Source organism: Nocardia sp. GCM10030253 (genome assembly GCF_042675075.1).
In the GTDB taxonomy this organism is placed as follows: Bacteria; Actinomycetota; Actinomycetes; order Mycobacteriales; family Mycobacteriaceae; genus Nocardia.
On the sequence record NZ_JBHTDL010000009.1, the window covers coordinates 226927 to 245112 of the forward strand.

Genomic DNA, 18186 nt, shown 5'->3' on the forward strand with positions numbered 1-18186 from the left:
TCATCACCGGACAACACCACCGCACCAGGCGCATTCACCGCCGCAACAGACACGCGATCACCATGCTCGACAATGATTTCCTGCGCCCGGTCCTCATCGATGGCCACCGCAAGCATCGCCCCACCCACCGGCAGCGCACCCATCAACCGACCACGCGCCGCCACCAGCTTGCACGCATCCGACAACGACCACACACCAGCCACATGAGCGGCGACGAGCTCACCGATCGAATGGCCGATCAACACATCCGGCACGACACCGAATGACTCCACCAACCGGAACAACGCCACCTCGAACGCAAACAACGCAGGCTGCGTGAACTCCGTACGATCCAAAACCGCACCAGCGAACCCGCCACCAGCAACAACACTCTCAGCACCACTCCCGGCGAACCCGTCACCTACAGCAACGTCAGCACCGCACCCAGCGAACTCGCCACCTACAGCACGATTCTCAGCACCATTCCCGGCGAACTCGCCACCCGCAACACCATTCTCAGCACTGCCCCCACTGAGGTTTCCGGTGAACATCAGCTCTTTGAGCGAGCACCCCAACAACGGATCGAACTCGGCACAGACCTCATCCAAAGCAGCCGCGAACACCGGGAAGGCTTCGTAGAGACCAGCACCCATGCCGACCCGCTGCGCACCCTGACCAGTGAACAACAGTGCAGTCTTACCCGAACCGACACTGCCCTCGACCACACCAGAAGCAGTCGAACCGGCAGCGAGCTCAGCAAGACCAGCAAGCATCCCCGCGCGATCGCGGCCGATGACTCCGCCACGCCACTCCAGTTGAGCCCGTGAATTCATCAGTGCGTGCGCGATATCCAGGACATTTGGGTCCGGACGCAACGACAGCCACCGATGCAGCCGCGTGGCCTGTGCCCGCAGCCCCGCCGCACTCTTGGCGGATACGAGCCACGGCGTCGCAGCAGTCGTGATCGGTGCCGGATCGGTCGAGCCGGTGATCCCGTTCGAGTCCGCGACCGGCACCGTATCGGTCCCGCGCGGAGTGACGCCGCCGGCGGCGTCGACGTGCTCGGTCGGTGCTTCCTCGATGATGACGTGCGCATTCGTGCCGCTGATCCCGAACGACGACACACCAGCACGACGCACCCGCTCACCACTAGGCCACGATTCGCTCTCCGTCAGCAGCCGCACCGAACCCGCAGACCAATCCACATGCGGCGACGGCGCATCCACATGCAAAGTCGCAGGCAAGATTTCATGCCGCAGCGCCTGCACCATCTTGATCACACCACCGACACCGGCCGCAGCCTGGGTGTGACCGATGTTCGACTTCAGGGCGCCGACCCGCAGTGGCTGCTCACGATTTCGGCCATAGGCCGCGATCAACGCTTGCGCCTCGATCGGATCACCCAACGTCGTACCGGTGCCATGCGCCTCTACGGCGTCGATATCGGCTGCCGACAACCCGGCATTGGCAAGGGCCTGGGCCACGACGCGTTCTTGGGACGGCCCATTGGGAGCCGTCAGGCCATTGCTGGCCCCGTCCTGATTGACCGCGCTGCCACGCACAACCGCCAACACGTTGTGTCCGAGCCGTTGCGCATCCGAAAGCCGTTCTACTGCAAGAACACCCACACCCTCAGACCACGCGACACCATCCGCCGACGCCGAGAATGCCTTACACCGGCCATCCGGAGACAAACCCCGCTGACGAGAGAACTCCACGAACAGCAACGGCGTCGACATCACCGTCACACCACCGACCAGAACGAGAGAACTCTCCCCTTGACGCAAGGCCTGGCACGCCAAATGCAACGCCACCAGCGACGAAGAACACGCCGTATCGATCGTCACCGCCGGGCCCTCCAAACCCAGCGAGTACGCCACCCGACCCGACACCACACTGCCCGCCGACCCCGTCGCCAGATAGCCCTCCGCTGCCGGATCCACCGACCGCACGGAAAACCCGTAGTCCTGGTACATCACACCCGCGAAAACACCCGTATCACTACCGCGCAACGACAACGGATCAATCCCAGCGTCCTCCAACGCCTCCCACGACGCCTCCAACAGCAACCGCTGCTGCGGATCCATCGCCGACGCTTCCCGAGGACCGATACCGAAAAACGCCGCATCGAAATCGCCCGCGTCCCTGATGAATCCGCCTTCGCGGGCGTAAACGGTGCCGGGCTTGTCCGGATCAGGATCGAACAACTGATCCAGATCCCAGCCACGATCCGAGGGGAATTCACTGATCGCATCGGTCCTCGCAGCAACCAGATCCCAGAGCTGTTGCGGTGACTCGGCCCCGCCGGGATACCGGCAACTCATCCCGACGATCGCGATCGGCTCGTCGACCTGTGCCCGGGACCGGGTCCGGCGCACGGTGCCACGGAGGCCGGCGCCTTCGATACCAGCGCGGACGAACTGGGCCACCGCCGTCGCGGTCGGGTAGTCGAACACCAACGTCGAAGGCAGCTGCAACCCGGTCGCTTTCGCCAACCGATTGCGAAACTCCACCCCACCCAGTGAATCGAAACCCAACTCGTTGAACGGCGCTCGCGCATCGATCGCCTCTGCCGACGCGTGCCCCAACACCGCCGCCGCATGCTCACGCACAAACCCGAGCACCAACGCGTCTCGCTGGTCTTCCGGAGTCGATACCAACCGCTGCGCGAACGCCGCGCCCTTCCCCGCGCGCCGCGCCGGAACGGAGATGAGCTTGTGTAGTACCGCGGGCAATAGTCCCGCGCGCGCTTGGGTCGCCAGCGCAGGCCGGTCGAGCTCCACCGCGGCGAGCAGCGGCGCTCCGACCGCCAGCACCGAGTCGAACAAGCGTAGACCGAGCTCGTCGTCGAGCGGTCGCACGCCCAACCGCTCGAACCGAGCGAAACCCGCGCGGTCCAGGCCATCGGTCATGCCGCTGTCCTGGTTCCATGGCCCCCATGCCACCGACAGACCCGGCAGACCCTCGGCGCGGCGCAGGTACGCCAGCGCATCCAGGAAACCGTTCGCCGCGGCGTAGTTACCCTGCCCGGCCGAACCGAGCACCCCGGCCACCGAGGAGAACATGATGAAGGCGGCCAGGCCGCGATCCCGGGTCAGCTCGTGGAGGTGCCAAGCCGCGTCGACCTTCGGGGCCAGTACCCGGTCCACCTGCTCGGCGGTCAAAGTTCGAATCGTGCCGTCGTCGAGCACACCCGCCGCGTGCACGATGCCGGTCAGCGCGGGAATCGTGTCGAGCAGTTTCCGCAGCGCTGCGCGGTCGCCGACGTCGCACGCGACGACTCGAGCCTGCGCGCCGAGTCCGCCCAGCTGCCGCACCAGTTCGGTGGCACCGTCGGCCTGCTCGCCCCGCCGCGAGACCAGCAGCAGATCTCGTACGTGGTGCACCGCTGCCAGATGCCGAGCCACCCGCGCGCCGAGTCCACCGGTGCCACCGGTGATCAGCACAGTGCCCGTTCCGAACTCGATCGATGTGCCCACATCAGAGACCGACCCGGCGGCGTCTGCGAGACGGGGAAACAGTAGTCGGCTCCCGCGCACCGCGATGTGAGGTTCGGCCAGCGCCAGCACGGTGGGTACCGCCGCCGCCCAGCTGTCGGCGCCATCGTGATCGACAAGCAGCAATCGCCCGGGATACTCCGACTGGGCACTGCGCACCAGGCCCGACACCGCGGCCGCAGCCAGATCGGGAACCTCCCCCGGCAGCGCGGCGCCGTTGCGGGTCACCACGATGAGCTGCGTATCGGTCAATCGGTCCGCCACTGACCAGTCGCGCAGCAGCGCCAACGCGCCATGCACTCGATCACGAGTTGCCGCAGCGATATTCGCGTCCTCCGGGCCGTCCCCGGGCTCGGCCACCCACAACACCGCGTCGGGCAGAGTTTCGGCCGCGAGCAGATCGGTCAGGTTCAGAAAGCGCTGCTCGATGCCGGGTAGCGGCGCCGACCCGAGAATCGCGATGGACGGGGGCGCGACGGGGGCGGCGCCGATTGCCTCCGTCCATTCCAGCTCGAGCATCGTGCCGCGGCCGTGGCCGCCGGCCAGGTCGAGAGCACGGACGTCGATCGGGCGTGCGAGCAAGGACTCGACAGTCAGCACCGGAGCACCCGCGTCGTCGACAGCCTCGATCCGTATCTGGGAGTCACCTATGCGGGTGATTCGAACGCGCACTGCGTCGGCGCCGCGCCGGTGCACGCGTACGCCCGCGAAGGAGAACGGCAATGGCAGCTGCCCCGACGGCAGGTTCGGCACCAGGGTGTCGATGGCGCCGTGCAACATCGCATCCAACAACGCGGGATGGACCCCGAACCGCGCCGCTTGGCCTGCGACGGCTTCGTCCAATGACACCTCGGCAATGACTTCGGTTCCGTGCCGCCACGTCGTTGTCACGCCCTGAAAAGCCGCGCCGTAACCAAATCCCCACTGCGACAGCCGGTCATAAAGCATCTCGCCCGAAATCGGCTCACCGCTTTCGGCGGGCCAGTCCGAGTCGTCGGGTATCGGCGACGCGTCGGCGACCGCCAAGGCCCCGGTGGCATGCAGTACCCACGCTTCGCCGTCGCTCGCGCCCTCGACTCGGGAATAGACGGCCACCGCCCTGCCGCCATCCGCGTCCGCGGCGCCGACGGTGACCTGCAGCTCAGTGGCCAGGTCTGCGGCAAGGATCGCCGGTGCCTGTAGCGTCATCTCCTCGACCACCGCGCAGCCGAGCATGTCGCCAGCGCACAGTGCGATCTCCACCATCGCCGTTCCAGGGACGACCACCGTCCCGAGCACGACATGATCAGTCAGCCATGGGTGGGTCCGCTGCGATATGCGGCCGGTGAACAACCATTCGTCCTTGCCCGCCAGCTCCACCGCAGCACCGAGGAGTGGGTGATCGGGGAACACCAGGCCGGCTTGCGTCACGTCGCCGATACCGCTGGGCGCGAGCTCTGGATCGTGCCAGTAGCGCTGACGCTGGAATGCGTAGGTGGGCAAAGTAACTTGCGATAGCGATCGGCCCGCGAACAGCACATCCCACTCGATACCGACCCCCGCCGCATACGCCTGCGCCAAGAACGTGACGAACTGAGCAGCCTCGTCCTGCCCACGCCGCCCCGCCGCAGCCACCAGCGAGCGCAGTTCGGAGTCCTCAGGCAAACACTGCCGAGTCATCGCGGCCAGAACGGCATCCGGGCCCAGCTCCAAGAAGCGACGCACACCCGAACCGACCAAAGTCTCGACACCAGGCGCGAATCTGACTCCAGCACGCACCTGGTCGACCCAATAACAAGGGTTCAACAGCTCGTCACCAGCGAACTCACCAGAAACATTCGACACCAAAGGAATCCGAGGCGACTCATAGGTCAAACCCTCGGCCACCTGCGCGAACTCCGCCAGCATCGGCTCCATCCGCGCCGAATGAAACGCATGACTCACCCGCAACCTAGTGGCCTTACGCCCCTCGGCAACCAGCACGGCTTCGATCTCGGCAATCACCTCCTCATCACCGGACAACACCACCGCACCAGGCGCATTCACCGCCGCAAGCGATACACGACCGCCACGACCGGCAATAACTTCCTGTGCCTGGTCCTCATCGATAGCCACCGCCAGCATCGCCCCACCCTCAGGCAACCCACCCATCAACCGGCCACGCGCCGCCACCAGCGTGCACGCATCCGACAACGACCACACACCAGCCACATGAGCGGCGACAAGCTCACCGATCGAATGCCCGATCAACACATCCGGCGTGACACCGAACGACTCGACCAGGCGGAACAACGCCACCTCGAACGCAAACAACGCAGGCTGCGTGAACTCCGTGCGATCCAAAACCGCGCCCGCGAACCCGCCACTCACGGCGCCGTTCTCAGCACCGTCCCGGGCGAATCCGTCACCCGCAGCGCCGTTCTCAGCACCGTTCCCGGCGAATCCGTCACCCGCAGCAACGTTCTCAGCACCACTCCCGGCGACTCCATCGCCCGCAGCAACGTTCTCAGCACCACTCCCGGCGACTCCGTCACCCGCAGCAACGTTCTCAGCACGACTTCCGGCGACTCCGTCACCCGCAGCAACGTTCTCAGCACCACCGCTGGCAAATCCGACACCTACAGCACCGTTCTCAGCACCACCACCGGTAAATCGGTCACCCGCAGCACCGTTCTCAGCATCGCCCCCTGCGAACCCACCACCCGCAGCAACGTTCTCAGCACCGCTCCCGGCGAACCCGCCACCTACAGCACTGTTCCCAGCACCGCCCCCACTGAAGTGTCCAGCGAACATCAGCTCTTTGAGCGAGCAGCCCAGCAACGGATCGAACTGCGCACAGACCTCATCCAGGGCTGCCGCGAACACCGGGAAGGCTTCGTAGAGACCAGCACCCATACCGACCCGCTGCGCACCCTGACCAGTGAACAACAGTGCGGTCTTACCCGAACCGACACTGCCCTCGACCACACCAGAAACAGTCGAACCAGCAGCAAGGTCCGCCAATCCAGCCGACATCCGGTCACGATCACCGGCGACAACCGCCCCACGCCACTCCAACTGCGCCCGTGAACGCACCAGCGAATAGGCAACATCCGCCAGCTCCACACCGGGATGATCGCGCAGCCACTGCTGCAGCCGACCCGCCTGCTCGCGTAGCCCAGCCTCGCTCTTCGCCGAAATCAACCACGGTGTCGAGGCCGTCGTGATCGGCGCGGGATCGACGGTTTCGGCCGACGCCGAACCAGCCGCACCGTTCGACTGCGACAGGCCGCCATTTCCATTGTCTTCACCAGTAGTCGGCTCGTTTAGCTCGGTCGGTGCTTGCTCGATGATGACGTGCGCATTCGTGCCGCTGATCCCGAACGACGACACACCAGCACGACGCACCCGCTCACCACTGGGCCACGATTCGCTCTCCGTCAGCAGCCGCACCGAACCCGCAGACCAATCCACATGCGGCGACGGCGCATCCACATGCAAAGTCGCAGGCAAGATTTCATGCCGCAGCGCCTGCACCATCTTGATCACACCACCGACACCAGCAGCAGCCTGGGTATGACCGATATTCGACTTCAGCGCACCGACCCCAAGCGGTTTGCCGCGATCTTGGCCGTAGGCGGCGATCAACGCTTGCGCCTCGATCGGATCACCCAACGTCGTACCCGTGCCATGCGCCTCTACGACATCGATATCCGCGGCACCGAGCCCGGCATTAGCCAACGCTTGTGCGATCACCCGCTCTTGCGAGGGACCATTCGGAGCCGTCAACCCATTGCTCGCGCCGTCCTGATTGACCGCACTACCACGCACAACCGCCAACACCTTATGGCCGAGCCGCTGCGCATCCGAAAGCCGTTCTACTGCAAGAACACCCACACCCTCAGACCACGCGACACCATCCGCCGACGCCGAAAACGCCTTACACCGGCCATCCGGAGACAAACCCCGCTGACGAGAGAACTCCACGAACAGCAACGGCGTCGACATCACCGTCACACCACCGACCAGAACGAGAGAACTCTCCCCTTGACGCAAGGCCTGGCACGCCAAATGCAACGCCACCAGCGACGAAGAACACGCCGTATCGATCGTCACCGCCGGGCCCTCCAAACCCAGCGAGTACGCCACCCGACCCGACACCACACTGCCCGCCGACCCGGTTCCCACATATCCTTCGGCGGCGGTGGACTGCGCGGAGAATCCATAGTCCTGATACATCACCCCGGCGAAAACACCGGTATCACTACCACGCAGTGACAGCGGATCTATTCCGGCACTTTCCAATGCCTCCCAGGACGCCTCCAGCAGCAACCGCTGCTGCGGATCCATCGCCGACGCTTCCCGGGGACCGATACCGAAGAACGCGGCATCGAAATCACCTGCATCCGAAAGGAATCCACCTTCGCGGGTATAGACCGTGCCAGTCTTGTTCGGGTCGGGGTCGAACAATCGATCCAGATCCCAGCCACGGTCGGAAGGGAATTCACTGATCGCATCCGTACCAGACGCCACCAGATCCCATAACTGGTCGGGAGATTCGACTCCACCGGGATACCGGCAACTCATCCCGATGATCGCGATGGGCTCATCCACCCGTGCCTGAAGCCGCTTCAGCCCGTCTCGGGTTTCCAGCAGTTCCAGCGTTACTTTCTTCAAGTACTCCAGCAGCCGAGCCGACGACGGATCCTCAACAACGTTCTCTGTCATGAGCCACCCACACCCTGATATTTTCGAAAATTTGACGCTGAACCGGGCTGTCTACAACGCTCAGGACAGCGCGCTCATGTCCACTTCGTACTCTTTGATCCAGGCATTGGCGCGGAGCACACTTTCGGTTCGCAGCCGCTTCCACGCGCCCCCGCCCGCGGGATCGGTGCCGTCGACAATCTGTTGCGCCGCTTCGGTATTGAGGAACGGCCGGATCGGCTCGTCGTCCCCGTTGTCGAGGATCTGCTTCAGACCGGTGCGCAGCATGTCGTCGTAACCGGTGTCCAAGGTGGCGGGAAATGCCGACTTCGGGCGGTGCAGAACGGATTCCGGCAATAGGTCGCCCGCGGCCGCGCGCAGCAGCCACTTCCCCACGCCGTCGCGCTTCTTCATCGACCACGGGACGTTGAACAGGTATTCGATCAGCCGGTGATCACAGAACGGAACCCGCACCTCGAGCCCGACGGCCATGCTGGTGCGGTCCTTCCTGTCGAGCAACGCCCGCATGAACCGGGTCAGATCGAGGTAGTTCACCTCGCGCATGCGAGCGTCCAACGCAGACTCGCCATCGAGCCGCGGCACCTCGGCCAGGCCCTCGGTGTACATGCCACCGAGCCGCTCCAACATGCCGGTGCGCTGAATGACATCGGGGCTGAACAGGCTGAACGGTCCCGGCGTCCCCTGCATCACCTGGAAGGCCATCCAGGGGTAGATCGGCACCTCGAGCACCTTCTCGTCGTGCACCCAGGGATAACCGCCGAAGACTTCGTCGGCGCCCTCGCCCGAGATCGCCACCGTGCAGTACTCCCGAACCGCGCGGAACAGCAGATACAGCGAGACGTCCATGTCCGCGAGGTGATTCGGCAGATCCCAGGCCCGCAGTACCGCGCGCCGCACACCCGGATCCGACAGGTCGGAGGTGTCGACACTGATCCCCTTGTGCAGGCAGCCGACGTAGTCGACGACCTGCTGAATGAACGGACCGTCGTCGGTGCCGCGCAGTGCGTCCGCGGCCTGGTCGAACGAGGCGGAGTACCCCACGAAATCGATGGAGAAGGAATGCAGCACGTCGCTGTTGCCGTTGGAGCGGGCCGCCAGCGAGGTCAGCAGGCTCGAATCGATACCGCCGGACAGCAGCATGCCGAGTGGAACATCGGACACCAGTTGGCGCTCGACGATGTCCTCCATGAGCGACCGGACCTTGGTGACGGTGGTGTCGAGGTCATCCTCGTGCGTCCGCGCTTCCAGCTGCCAGTAGCGGCGCTTTTCGATGCCTGCCCTGGTCACCCGCAGATACTCGCCCGGCTGCAGTTCGATCAGCCCGTCGAACGGCGTATGGCCGCCCATGTTCGCCTGCAGCATGAGGAAGCTACAGAATCCGTCGAGGTCGACCTTTCGGTGCGCCATCGGGTTGGCCAGGATCGCCTTCGGTTCCGAACCGAAGATAATGCCGTTCGGGGTCGGGTAGTAGTAGACCGGCTTGACGCCCACCCGGTCCCGAATCAACAGCAGTTCTTCCTTCGCACTGTCCCAGATGGCGAATCCATACATGCCGTTGAGCTTGCCGATGAAATCCTCGCCCCACTCCAGATAGGCGCGCAGCACCACCTCGGTGTCACTCTGCGTGGTGAATTCGTGGCCCTTGCCGATCAATTCTCGGCGCAATTCTCGATAGTTGTAGACCTCACCGCTGTATGTCAATACGGCACTGTCTCGCACCATCGGCTGGACCCCACCGCGCGGATCGATAACTGCCAACCGGCGATGGCCGAGCGCCGCGTGTGGCGCAACCCAAGCTCCACCATCATCAGGTCCACGCAGAGACATTGTCTCCGTCATCGCCTCGACTATTGCGCGTTGCGACCGTAGATCCGATTCGAAGTCGACCCAGCCGGTTATTCCACACATGATCTAATCCTCCGAGAATTGAGCTTTGCGCACAGACTACAGCGGATTCCAATTATAAAAAGTCGTGGTCACCGGATTGTTTGCCCGCCTGTGTCGATGTCGAAGAATTAATTCTGCCCGCTTGACATAATTACCCGTCGCTCTGATCGATACGACGACTCAACGACTCGGCAAGAGCCATCCAGTTCTCCGCATGTTGGCGCGCCAGCTCCGCGACGGTCGGCGCGCAGTGGATGGGAAGACTGGTCGCCATAGATCGCCATTCGACCGGCTCGGAGGTCGAAACCTCCAGCAGTCGCAGCAGCCGTCTGCCGACTTCGGTGAAACGCAGCGACGGATCCGCACGTAATCGGCGCACCATCTGCATCGGATCCGCGGACTCTTGGCGCACATGCGGCGAACCATCCCCCGGTACACCGGCTCCCGCGGCGCTCCGCTCCGCTGTGGCGCTGCCTTCGTGCCGTCGCTGCGGCTTGACGCTGTCGACGTCGCGTAGTCGACGCCGAATGTTCTTCGCCGTGGTCAGGGAGATGCCAGCGGCAAGGGCGATTTCCCGCGCCGACGCATCGGGATTCGCTTCGAGGAAGTCCTTCGCACGGCGGCGGCGGTCACCGGAGTCGTTGGGGTACATCAGTCCATCCCGCCCTAGGCGGCCGGGGGGCGGGTGCGGAATTTCCGCACCCGACCGTCTTCGGATGGCCGCGATCGTCTTGTCCGACAGGCCTGCCACCTCCGCCAACCTGCGGTCGGACCACTCGGGGAAGTCTCCGAGAATCCGCACCGCCGCCGCCTTCCGGTCAGCCAGTGAGAGTGGCAGGCCGTGCGAGCTGTTCAGCTGGACGGCAAGGACGAAGGCGTCTCGCTCATCACCGTTGAAAAATACGGCGTTGATAGACACCGCGCCGGATTGCTGGGCAACCCGGAGCCGATGCACACCATCGATCACCGTCATTGTCTGGCGGTGGAGAACTATCGGTGGCAACCGGCCGGATGCCTCGGCGAGCTGGCTGATGTGCCGCGCGTTCTCGCCACCCGTTCGCGGCGAGTCCGTCACGCGAATCCGCTCGATCGGGACTTCGGCTATTTCCGACAATAAAGCACCACGGGAACCAGCCGGACGCTGCTCGTAGAGTGGTATCAGCTTCTCGGTGGCTACCGCAAGACTATCCATCGATGCACCCCTTACTCCATTACAAGAGCTTCGCAGGCCACGTTGCCGGCATTCGCGCGCGACGTATTCTCGTTGATCCGCGCCAGACCCCCACAATCCAACCAGCAGAATTAATGCGCACGAATGCCGAACATCATTTCAACCAGTTCGACCGCAAGGTCGAGAGATAGCCGCCCGCCCAGAAGCAAGCCTGCCAGCGGTGTCCAATTTGCGCAAGTTACCGTGGATTCCCAGCGCTGAAGAAGTTCGTTCCGCACACTATGTGGTATGCCACGAAGGAACGTGCAGTTCATGGAAGTCAAGCCATCATTAATAACGGCAAGAACTTACCGGAGGACGGAACTCCGCTACGAATGTGCAGACGACTATTCGTGCCTCAGCGATACTAATCCACACCGTGCAGACATCCTCTACCACAAAGGGGAGGACGAAGAAGATAAACTCAGCGAATTCTCATGACCGGCTACATCGGACAGGTTCCGGGTGCCGCGGCAGGCGACCTGCCCGATCGAGGGTATGGCATCGGCCCTGCTTCGACAGACGCAGGACCGATGCCGCCGACCGTCATGACCGCGCGGTCAACGAAACGCCATACGAGCTACCCCCCGATACGCCAGAACCCCGGACCGCGAGGCCCAGCCGCACCTAGTCCAGTACGGCGGTGGCTTCGACCTCCACCATGATGTCGGGCTCGCCCAGCGCGGACACACCCAACAGCGTGATCGGCTTGACCGGGTCGACCCCCAACTTCGCGGCCGCCCTGGCAACCCCCTCGCCGAGCAACGGCATCTTCTCCGGGCTCCAGTCGACGACATAGATGGTCAGCTTCGCGACATCGTCGAACGAGCCGCCGACCTCCGCCAAGGCTGTCGCCACATTGAGGTACGCCTGCTCTACCTGGGCCGCGAAGTCGCCTTCGCCGACCCGACCTCCGTCGGCGTCGCGGGCGACCTGACCCGCAAGGAACACCAGCTTCGACCCCTCGGCGATCGACAGCTGACGGTAAACATCGGGTTTCGGCAATCCATTGGGATTGAGAAGCTTCACAACCATGACCACTCCTTCGTTCCAGTCCGCGATGCGCGGCGGCCAGAGCAAACCATAACAACGCTATGTAATGTGGCGCCATGGCTCGCACCAAGAATCCCCGTATTCGGTCGATGCTGATCGAACGAGCCGCGCAGATGCTCCGGACGAGAGAGCCGTTGACACTTCGCTCCCTCGTCGCGGGGACCGACGTCTCGACAATGGCCGTCTACACCTACTTCGATGGCATGGACGGCCTCTGGAAGGTGCTCAGACAGGAAGGTTTCACCCGGCTGTCCGCGAAGCTCGCCGAAGTCACCGTGACCTCCGACCCGGTACGAGACCAAGCCGCGCTCGGCATCGCCTACCTCGCCAACGCGCTGGAGAACCCCGATCTGTACCGGGTGATGTTCGATGCGAGCTTCGACCTGGAAGACTCCACCGCCGCCGACGAAACGCTGCTGCGCCTGGTGCGCGCCGTGGAACGAACCAAGGCAGTGGGACGATTTCGCGCGGACGTCGATCCGCTCGAGCTGGCAACACAGAGCTGGGCCATCGGCCATGGACTGACAACCCTCGTCACCACCGGCCCGCTGCCCCTCGAAGCACTCGCGTACGGCATTCCCATGCTGACCGCACTCTTCACCGCGGCAGGCGATGATCCCGAACAATGCCGCCGATCGGTGGAATCGGGTTGGCAGCTCTCAGCACTCGAGCCTCGCATCGACACAGCCTGAGGCCCCCGAAATTGCGGTGCGCGGATGGAGTGCCTCGCCCAGATCGGCGGCGGCCGCGGCCGCGCCATGCAGCGGATGTGGCTTGCCGCGACAGCGGAAGGCGTTGCCGTGCAACCGATGACGTCCCTCCCCTACCTCTTCGCCCGCCTGGAGCGCGGCCAAACAAAACACAACATGATCACGCGGTGGCCGCCCCACTTCCATCGCCCCGACCAGCAGCATCGACGATCACGCAGTCCGGCTGGAGTATTAAAATTACGATGTGCAGCGCGCTGCAGTGACCGACCCTTCGCGTGTCGTGGTTCTCGGGTCCGGGTTTGCGGGTCTGTGGGCGGCGCTCGCGGCGGCCCGGCGGCTTGACGAGCTCGGTGTGGCGGTCGGAACCGTCGATGTCACGATGATCAGTTCCACGCCGTACCACGACATCCGCGTGCGCGACTATGAGACCGATCTGAGCACATCCCGCATCCCGCTGAGCGTTCTCCTCGATCCAGTCGGAATCAAGCACATCATCGGCGAAGTGACGGCGATCGATGCTCTGACGCGGGTCGTGGAATCCACCGCGGGCGCTCACGGCTACGACCGGCTGGTGCTCGCGTTGGGCAGCCAGGTGGTCAAGCCCGATATCCCTGGCCTGCGGGAGTTCGGTTTCGACATCGACACCCATGACGCAGCGACCGGACTGCAAGCCCACCTGCGCCGGCTTGCCGAAGGCCCCGCTGACCCGGCGGCCGCGACAGTAGTCGTCGTCGGGGCAGGTTTGACGGGAATCGAAGAGGCGACTGGGCTGCCCGCAATGCTCGCCGACGCCTTTGCCACGTGTGCCGTCGCACCGCGGGTCATCCTGATCGACCGCAACCCGTTCGTCGGCTCGGACATGGGCTCATCGGCGCGACCGGTCATCGAGGCGGCGCTGACCTACACCGGGATCGAGACCAAGTTGGGCGTCGGGGTCGTCGCCATCGACGAGCGCGGCGTGACGCTCTCCTCGGGTGAAGTGGTGACCGCCGCCACCGTCGTCTGGTGTGCCGGCATGCGGGCCAACCCGCTGACCGCAGACTTCGGGGTCGACCGTGATCGGCTGGGTCGACTCCCCGTCGACGATTATCTGCGGGTCTGCGGTGTGCCCGGGGTATTCGCCGCCGGTGACGTCGCCGCCGCAAGAATGGACGACGAGCATATGTCGGTGATGTCCTGCCAGCACAGCCGCCCGATGGGCCGATGGGCCGGATACAACGTCATCGGCGATCTTCTGGGCAAGCCCGTGAAGCCGTTGCGGATCCCTTGGTATGTAACGGTTCTCGATCTGGGACCGGCAGGCGCGGTGTATACCGAGGGCTGGAACCGCCACGTGGTCGCGTGCGGCGAGGAGGCTAAAGACACCAAGCGCGCCATCAACACCCGGCGTATCTATCCTCCGTTGAGCCGCGACCGCGACGCGTTGCTGGCCGCCGCCGCGCCCGAACTGCAGGCCGCGCCCGAGCACGGACCCGAGTCCGCCCACTGACTACCGATCGCGCTGATGGATACATAATCCGACAGAAGAGGCAACGATCTCGGTGGTGGCGGGTGCTTCCGCGCAGCACGTGTCTCGCCCAGTGACGCCGGTCAGTTTTCCACGGGCAGCGGTTGAACGAGGAAGGCCAGGTCCGTCGGGGTTCCTGGGACACGGGGGTATCAGTAGGCGTTGGTCCGCTGGGATCGCGGTGAAGCCAGTTCCCCCGCCAGGCTTTCGGGGAAGCTGACTGTGTTCGGATCGCCGTCGGAGGTGTAGCGCTGGGCAGGGTTCTCGGCGAGCCGATCCAGCCAGTAGGCCGAGTCGAAGGGGACCTCGCCCTTGCCGGACCGGATCCGCGGGATCCCCAGGGGGTCGACCTTGCCGAATGGGGAAGGGGCGGGATCCGCTCCGACCAGCATCACGGCGTCGAACTTGTACGGGGTGCCGTCCCAGTTGCCCTCGGCAGCCAGGGCGTGGTCGGTTGGGAATATGCCGAGCGGCAAAGCCATGGTGCGCAAATCATTCTGCGGCGCTGCGGATCTGATGACGCGCGCGTTTTCCACTAACTCGCGCTGCACGCCGATGCCGTCCAGGCTCGCGAGATTGGCATGGGACGCGGTGTGGGCGCCGATCTCGTATCCGTGTCGGGCCAGCCAAGGCAGAGCTCGCGGGTCGTTGCCGAAGGGTTCGTTGTTGACGTAGAAGGTGGCTCTTGGAGCGAAATCCGGATTCCGGGTGGCGAACTCGGCGAGAATACCGAGCGCGGTGTCCGGCGCTACGTTGCCGTCGTCGGTGAATCGGATCTGGCTGATGGTCGAGTCGTCGAAGGTGAGCACCACCGGGTGCGTGCCCGCGGGGAGATCGATGCGGCCGGAAATGTAGTCGGCGGCGGTCACCGGGCGGTAGCCCTCGCGGTAGAGCCGCTCGAGTTCGAGGCGGAATTCCCCAGCCGTCTGGTCGTATTCGCTCACCGGTGATGGCGTCAGCTGGTGGTACATCAGGACCGGCACCAGCCCGAGCTCGTTCGCCGCTACAGCGGCCGGGTCAGGCGCCGAGCTCGTCGGCGCTGGCGGCGACCCGATTTCGACGACAGCGGTGACTGGATCCTTCGGTGTTCCACAGGCGGGCACCAGAGCCCACGCCGACAAGACAATGCTGATTCCGATGAGCGCATTCCTCGGCACCGATCCAACATTACTGGGCGGCAAGTATTTTTGGCTGCGACATCAGGTGAATTGTGGCTGCTTTCTGACCCTCGGGGTGGATAGTAGGGAAAACAACAAAGGAAAGTTGGTGCGCGCGTGAACAAACCGGTCTTGCCTACAGGACGACGTCGACTGCTGGCAATAGCGGTTATCGCAGTTTTATCAATTCTCGGCGCTTCGGTGACCATCGGTGCGTTCCGGGCGGAACCCGAGGGATTGACGGTGGTGGGGCTCCCGGAAGGTGTTGTCGGCGCGGCGGCGTTGGGTGCGCTGGAGTTGCGGGTGGATGCCCGCGGTCACAATCCGAAGGACATGCGACTCGAGCTCGACGGCAAGTCGGTCATCGGCGAAGTCGCGGGCAACGCGATGATCTACCGGCCGGGAAACCTGCCCGACGGGGCACACAGGTTCACCGCCGAGATCCGATCCGGCGGCCTGCTCGGCCTCCTGAAGGCCGGACCCGGAGTCGCGAAGACATTCACCGTGGATACCGAGCCGCCGACGGTGGAGTTGAGTCAGCCCGCGAGCGTGCCGTCCTATCGGCAGCCGGTCATGTTGCGCGGCAAAGCAACCGGGGCCGACCGGGTATCGGTCGGTGCGCAGTCGGCGCCGACCGCCGCGGACGGCTCCTTCGAGATCACATTGCCGCGCGCCCCGGTCGGCGTCGACATGATCGCCGTGGACGCGGCGGGCAACAAGGCGACCACAGCGATCACAACGGCTGTCGAGGTGCCGCTGATCAAGGCGGTGCATGTGACCGCATACGGGTGGATGCACGAGGGTCTGCGCGAGGCCGTGCTCGACATGGCGCGCGAGGGGCGCATCAACACCGTCCAACTCGACATCAAGGACGAGGACGGCGTTGTCGGCTATGACTCCCAGGTGCCGCTTGCACGAGAGTCTGGTGCCGTCGCCGGGATCTACGATGCCCGCGCCGTATTGCGACAACTGCACGACATGAAGCTGAGCGTAGTCGGCCGAATCGTGGCGTTCCGTGATCCGACAATGGCGGAATGGGCCTGGCGCGAAGGACATCAGGATTGGGTCATCCAGAATGGCTCCGGTCAGCCGTATTCCAGTCACTATGGCGCCATCGCGTTCACCAACTTCGCCAATCCCGAGATCCGCAAGTACAACATCGATCTCGCGGCCGAAGCGGCCGAACTCGGCTTCGATGGGATCATGTACGACTATGTCCGGCGTCCGGACGGCGCCTTGTCACAGATGCGGTTCCCCGGATTGACCGACACGCCCAGCGTGTCGATCGCGGAGTTCCTACGGGAGAGTCGCGACCCGGTGCGGGACAGGGGCTCACATCTGGGTGCTGCGGTATTCGGGATCGCCTCGACCCGACCGGACGAGATCGCTCAAGACATTCCACTGATCGCCGAGTACGTCGATTACGTGGCGCCGATGCTCTACCCCTCGCACTGGAACTCGGGCGAATACGACGTCGCGAACCCGAACTCCCAGCCGTACGACATCGTGTTCCGCTCGCTCGCGGACTTCCACAAACAGACCGAGGGCACCCACGCCCAGGTCATTCCGTGGTTGCAGGACTTCAGCCTCGGGGTGAATTACGGCGACGCCGAGGTCCGAGCCCAGATCGATGGCGCGGCGGCGGCGGGCGACCACAGCTTCTTCCTCTGGAACGCCGCCAGCCGCTACCACTCCGGGGCGATCACCCCGAATTGAACTCCCGGGCCGAACCGCCAAAATCTATGCCGCCACAGTCGGTCTCGCCGACGAGCCATGGGCACGACGTTTCCCGGCATCGACCGCCGTTCGGGCAGCCACCCCAGCGCCTTGACAGACGGTGCCGGACGCAGCCTGCCGACAGCTTCGCGGTTAGCGGAAACTGGCAAGTCCACCGCCTTAACCAGCCAAGTCTTACCATAGGACCCCCTATGCTTGGGATCATGAGACGGACTTCCTTCGCACGCTGGCCGTGCTCGGTCGCGCGGACTATGGATCTACTCGGGGACTGGTGGACGCCACTGGTGCTGCGCGAGGCGTTCTATGGGATTCGGCGCTTCGACGAGTTTCAACAGGAACTCGGGATCGCCCGCACCACGCTCTCCGAGCGGCTGCGCCGGCTGGTCGACGAAGGGCTGCTCGAAAAACAGGCCTATCACGACGAGCCGGTGCGCTACGAGTACGTGCTCACCGAGAAGGGCGCCGACTTCTGGAGCGTGCTACTGGCCATGTCGAAGTGGGGCGATCGGTGGCTCGCCACCGAGGATGGGCCGCCGGTCGTCCTGCACCACACCCGGTGCGGTCACGACACTCAGGTGAACGTCGTCTGCGAACACTGCGGCGAACCGATCCCCATCGAGGAGTCCCGCATGCGGATGGGGCCTGGGTATCCGCCACGCCTGGCCGAGCGGCCCGAAATCGCCCGACGCTTCTCGAAGGAGTAGCCACTTCCGCCCATTGACATGCTAAGTCTATCTACGAGACTATCCATCGCAAGGCATGT

Annotated in this window: 8 protein-coding genes and 1 pseudogene; 4 read left to right on the forward strand and 5 right to left on the reverse strand. The window is 64.4% G+C overall.

Annotated features, from left to right (window positions below; all coding sequences use genetic code 11):
- From ACFQZZ_RS21730 to ACFQZZ_RS21745, 4 genes and pseudogenes are all read right to left on the reverse strand, one after another.
- Positions 1-8045: pseudogene (locus ACFQZZ_RS21730) on the reverse strand (SDR family NAD(P)-dependent oxidoreductase); the annotation flags it as partial.
- Between the two features lie 177 nt (positions 8046-8222).
- A complete protein-coding gene (asnB, locus tag ACFQZZ_RS21735; protein WP_378683650.1) occupies positions 8223-10070 on the reverse strand; it encodes an asparagine synthase (glutamine-hydrolyzing) in 1848 nt (615 codons plus the stop codon).
- Between the two features lie 130 nt (positions 10071-10200).
- Entirely contained in the window at positions 10201-11241 is a 1041-nt protein-coding gene (locus tag ACFQZZ_RS21740) for a ParB/RepB/Spo0J family partition protein (protein ID WP_378683652.1), read from the reverse strand.
- A 645-nt stretch (positions 11242-11886) separates the two neighbouring features.
- Complete coding sequence (locus tag ACFQZZ_RS21745) at positions 11887-12294, reverse strand: RidA family protein (protein WP_378683655.1); 408 nt, start codon at positions 12292-12294, stop codon at positions 11887-11889.
- 74 nt (positions 12295-12368) lie between these two features.
- On the opposite strand from ACFQZZ_RS21745, the gene ACFQZZ_RS21750 reads away from it, so the two are divergent.
- Together ACFQZZ_RS21750 and ACFQZZ_RS21755 are read left to right on the forward strand one after the other, a co-directional pair.
- On the forward strand, positions 12369-13004 hold the full coding sequence (locus ACFQZZ_RS21750; protein ID WP_378683658.1) for a TetR/AcrR family transcriptional regulator: 636 nt from the start codon (positions 12369-12371) through the stop codon (positions 13002-13004).
- A gap of 277 nt (positions 13005-13281) precedes the next feature.
- Complete coding sequence (locus ACFQZZ_RS21755; RefSeq protein WP_378684104.1) at positions 13282-14511, forward strand: NAD(P)/FAD-dependent oxidoreductase; 1230 nt, start codon at positions 13282-13284, stop codon at positions 14509-14511.
- Positions 14512-14681: 170 nt separating this feature from the next.
- Here ACFQZZ_RS21755 and ACFQZZ_RS21760 read toward each other — a convergent pair whose 3' ends face one another.
- Positions 14682-15686: a polysaccharide deacetylase family protein gene (locus tag ACFQZZ_RS21760; protein ID WP_378683661.1), complete on the reverse strand. Its 1005-nt coding sequence runs from the start codon at positions 15684-15686 to the stop codon at positions 14682-14684.
- 201 nt (positions 15687-15887) lie between these two features.
- Between ACFQZZ_RS21760 and ACFQZZ_RS21765 the strand changes: the two genes are divergently transcribed.
- Together ACFQZZ_RS21765 and ACFQZZ_RS21770 are read left to right on the forward strand one after the other, a co-directional pair.
- Entirely contained in the window at positions 15888-17402 is a 1515-nt protein-coding gene (locus ACFQZZ_RS21765) for a putative glycoside hydrolase (protein ID WP_378683664.1), read from the forward strand.
- A 224-nt stretch (positions 17403-17626) separates the two neighbouring features.
- A complete protein-coding gene (locus tag ACFQZZ_RS21770; protein WP_378683666.1) occupies positions 17627-18127 on the forward strand; it encodes a winged helix-turn-helix transcriptional regulator in 501 nt (166 codons plus the stop codon).
- Positions 18128-18186: the final 59 nt, after the last annotated feature.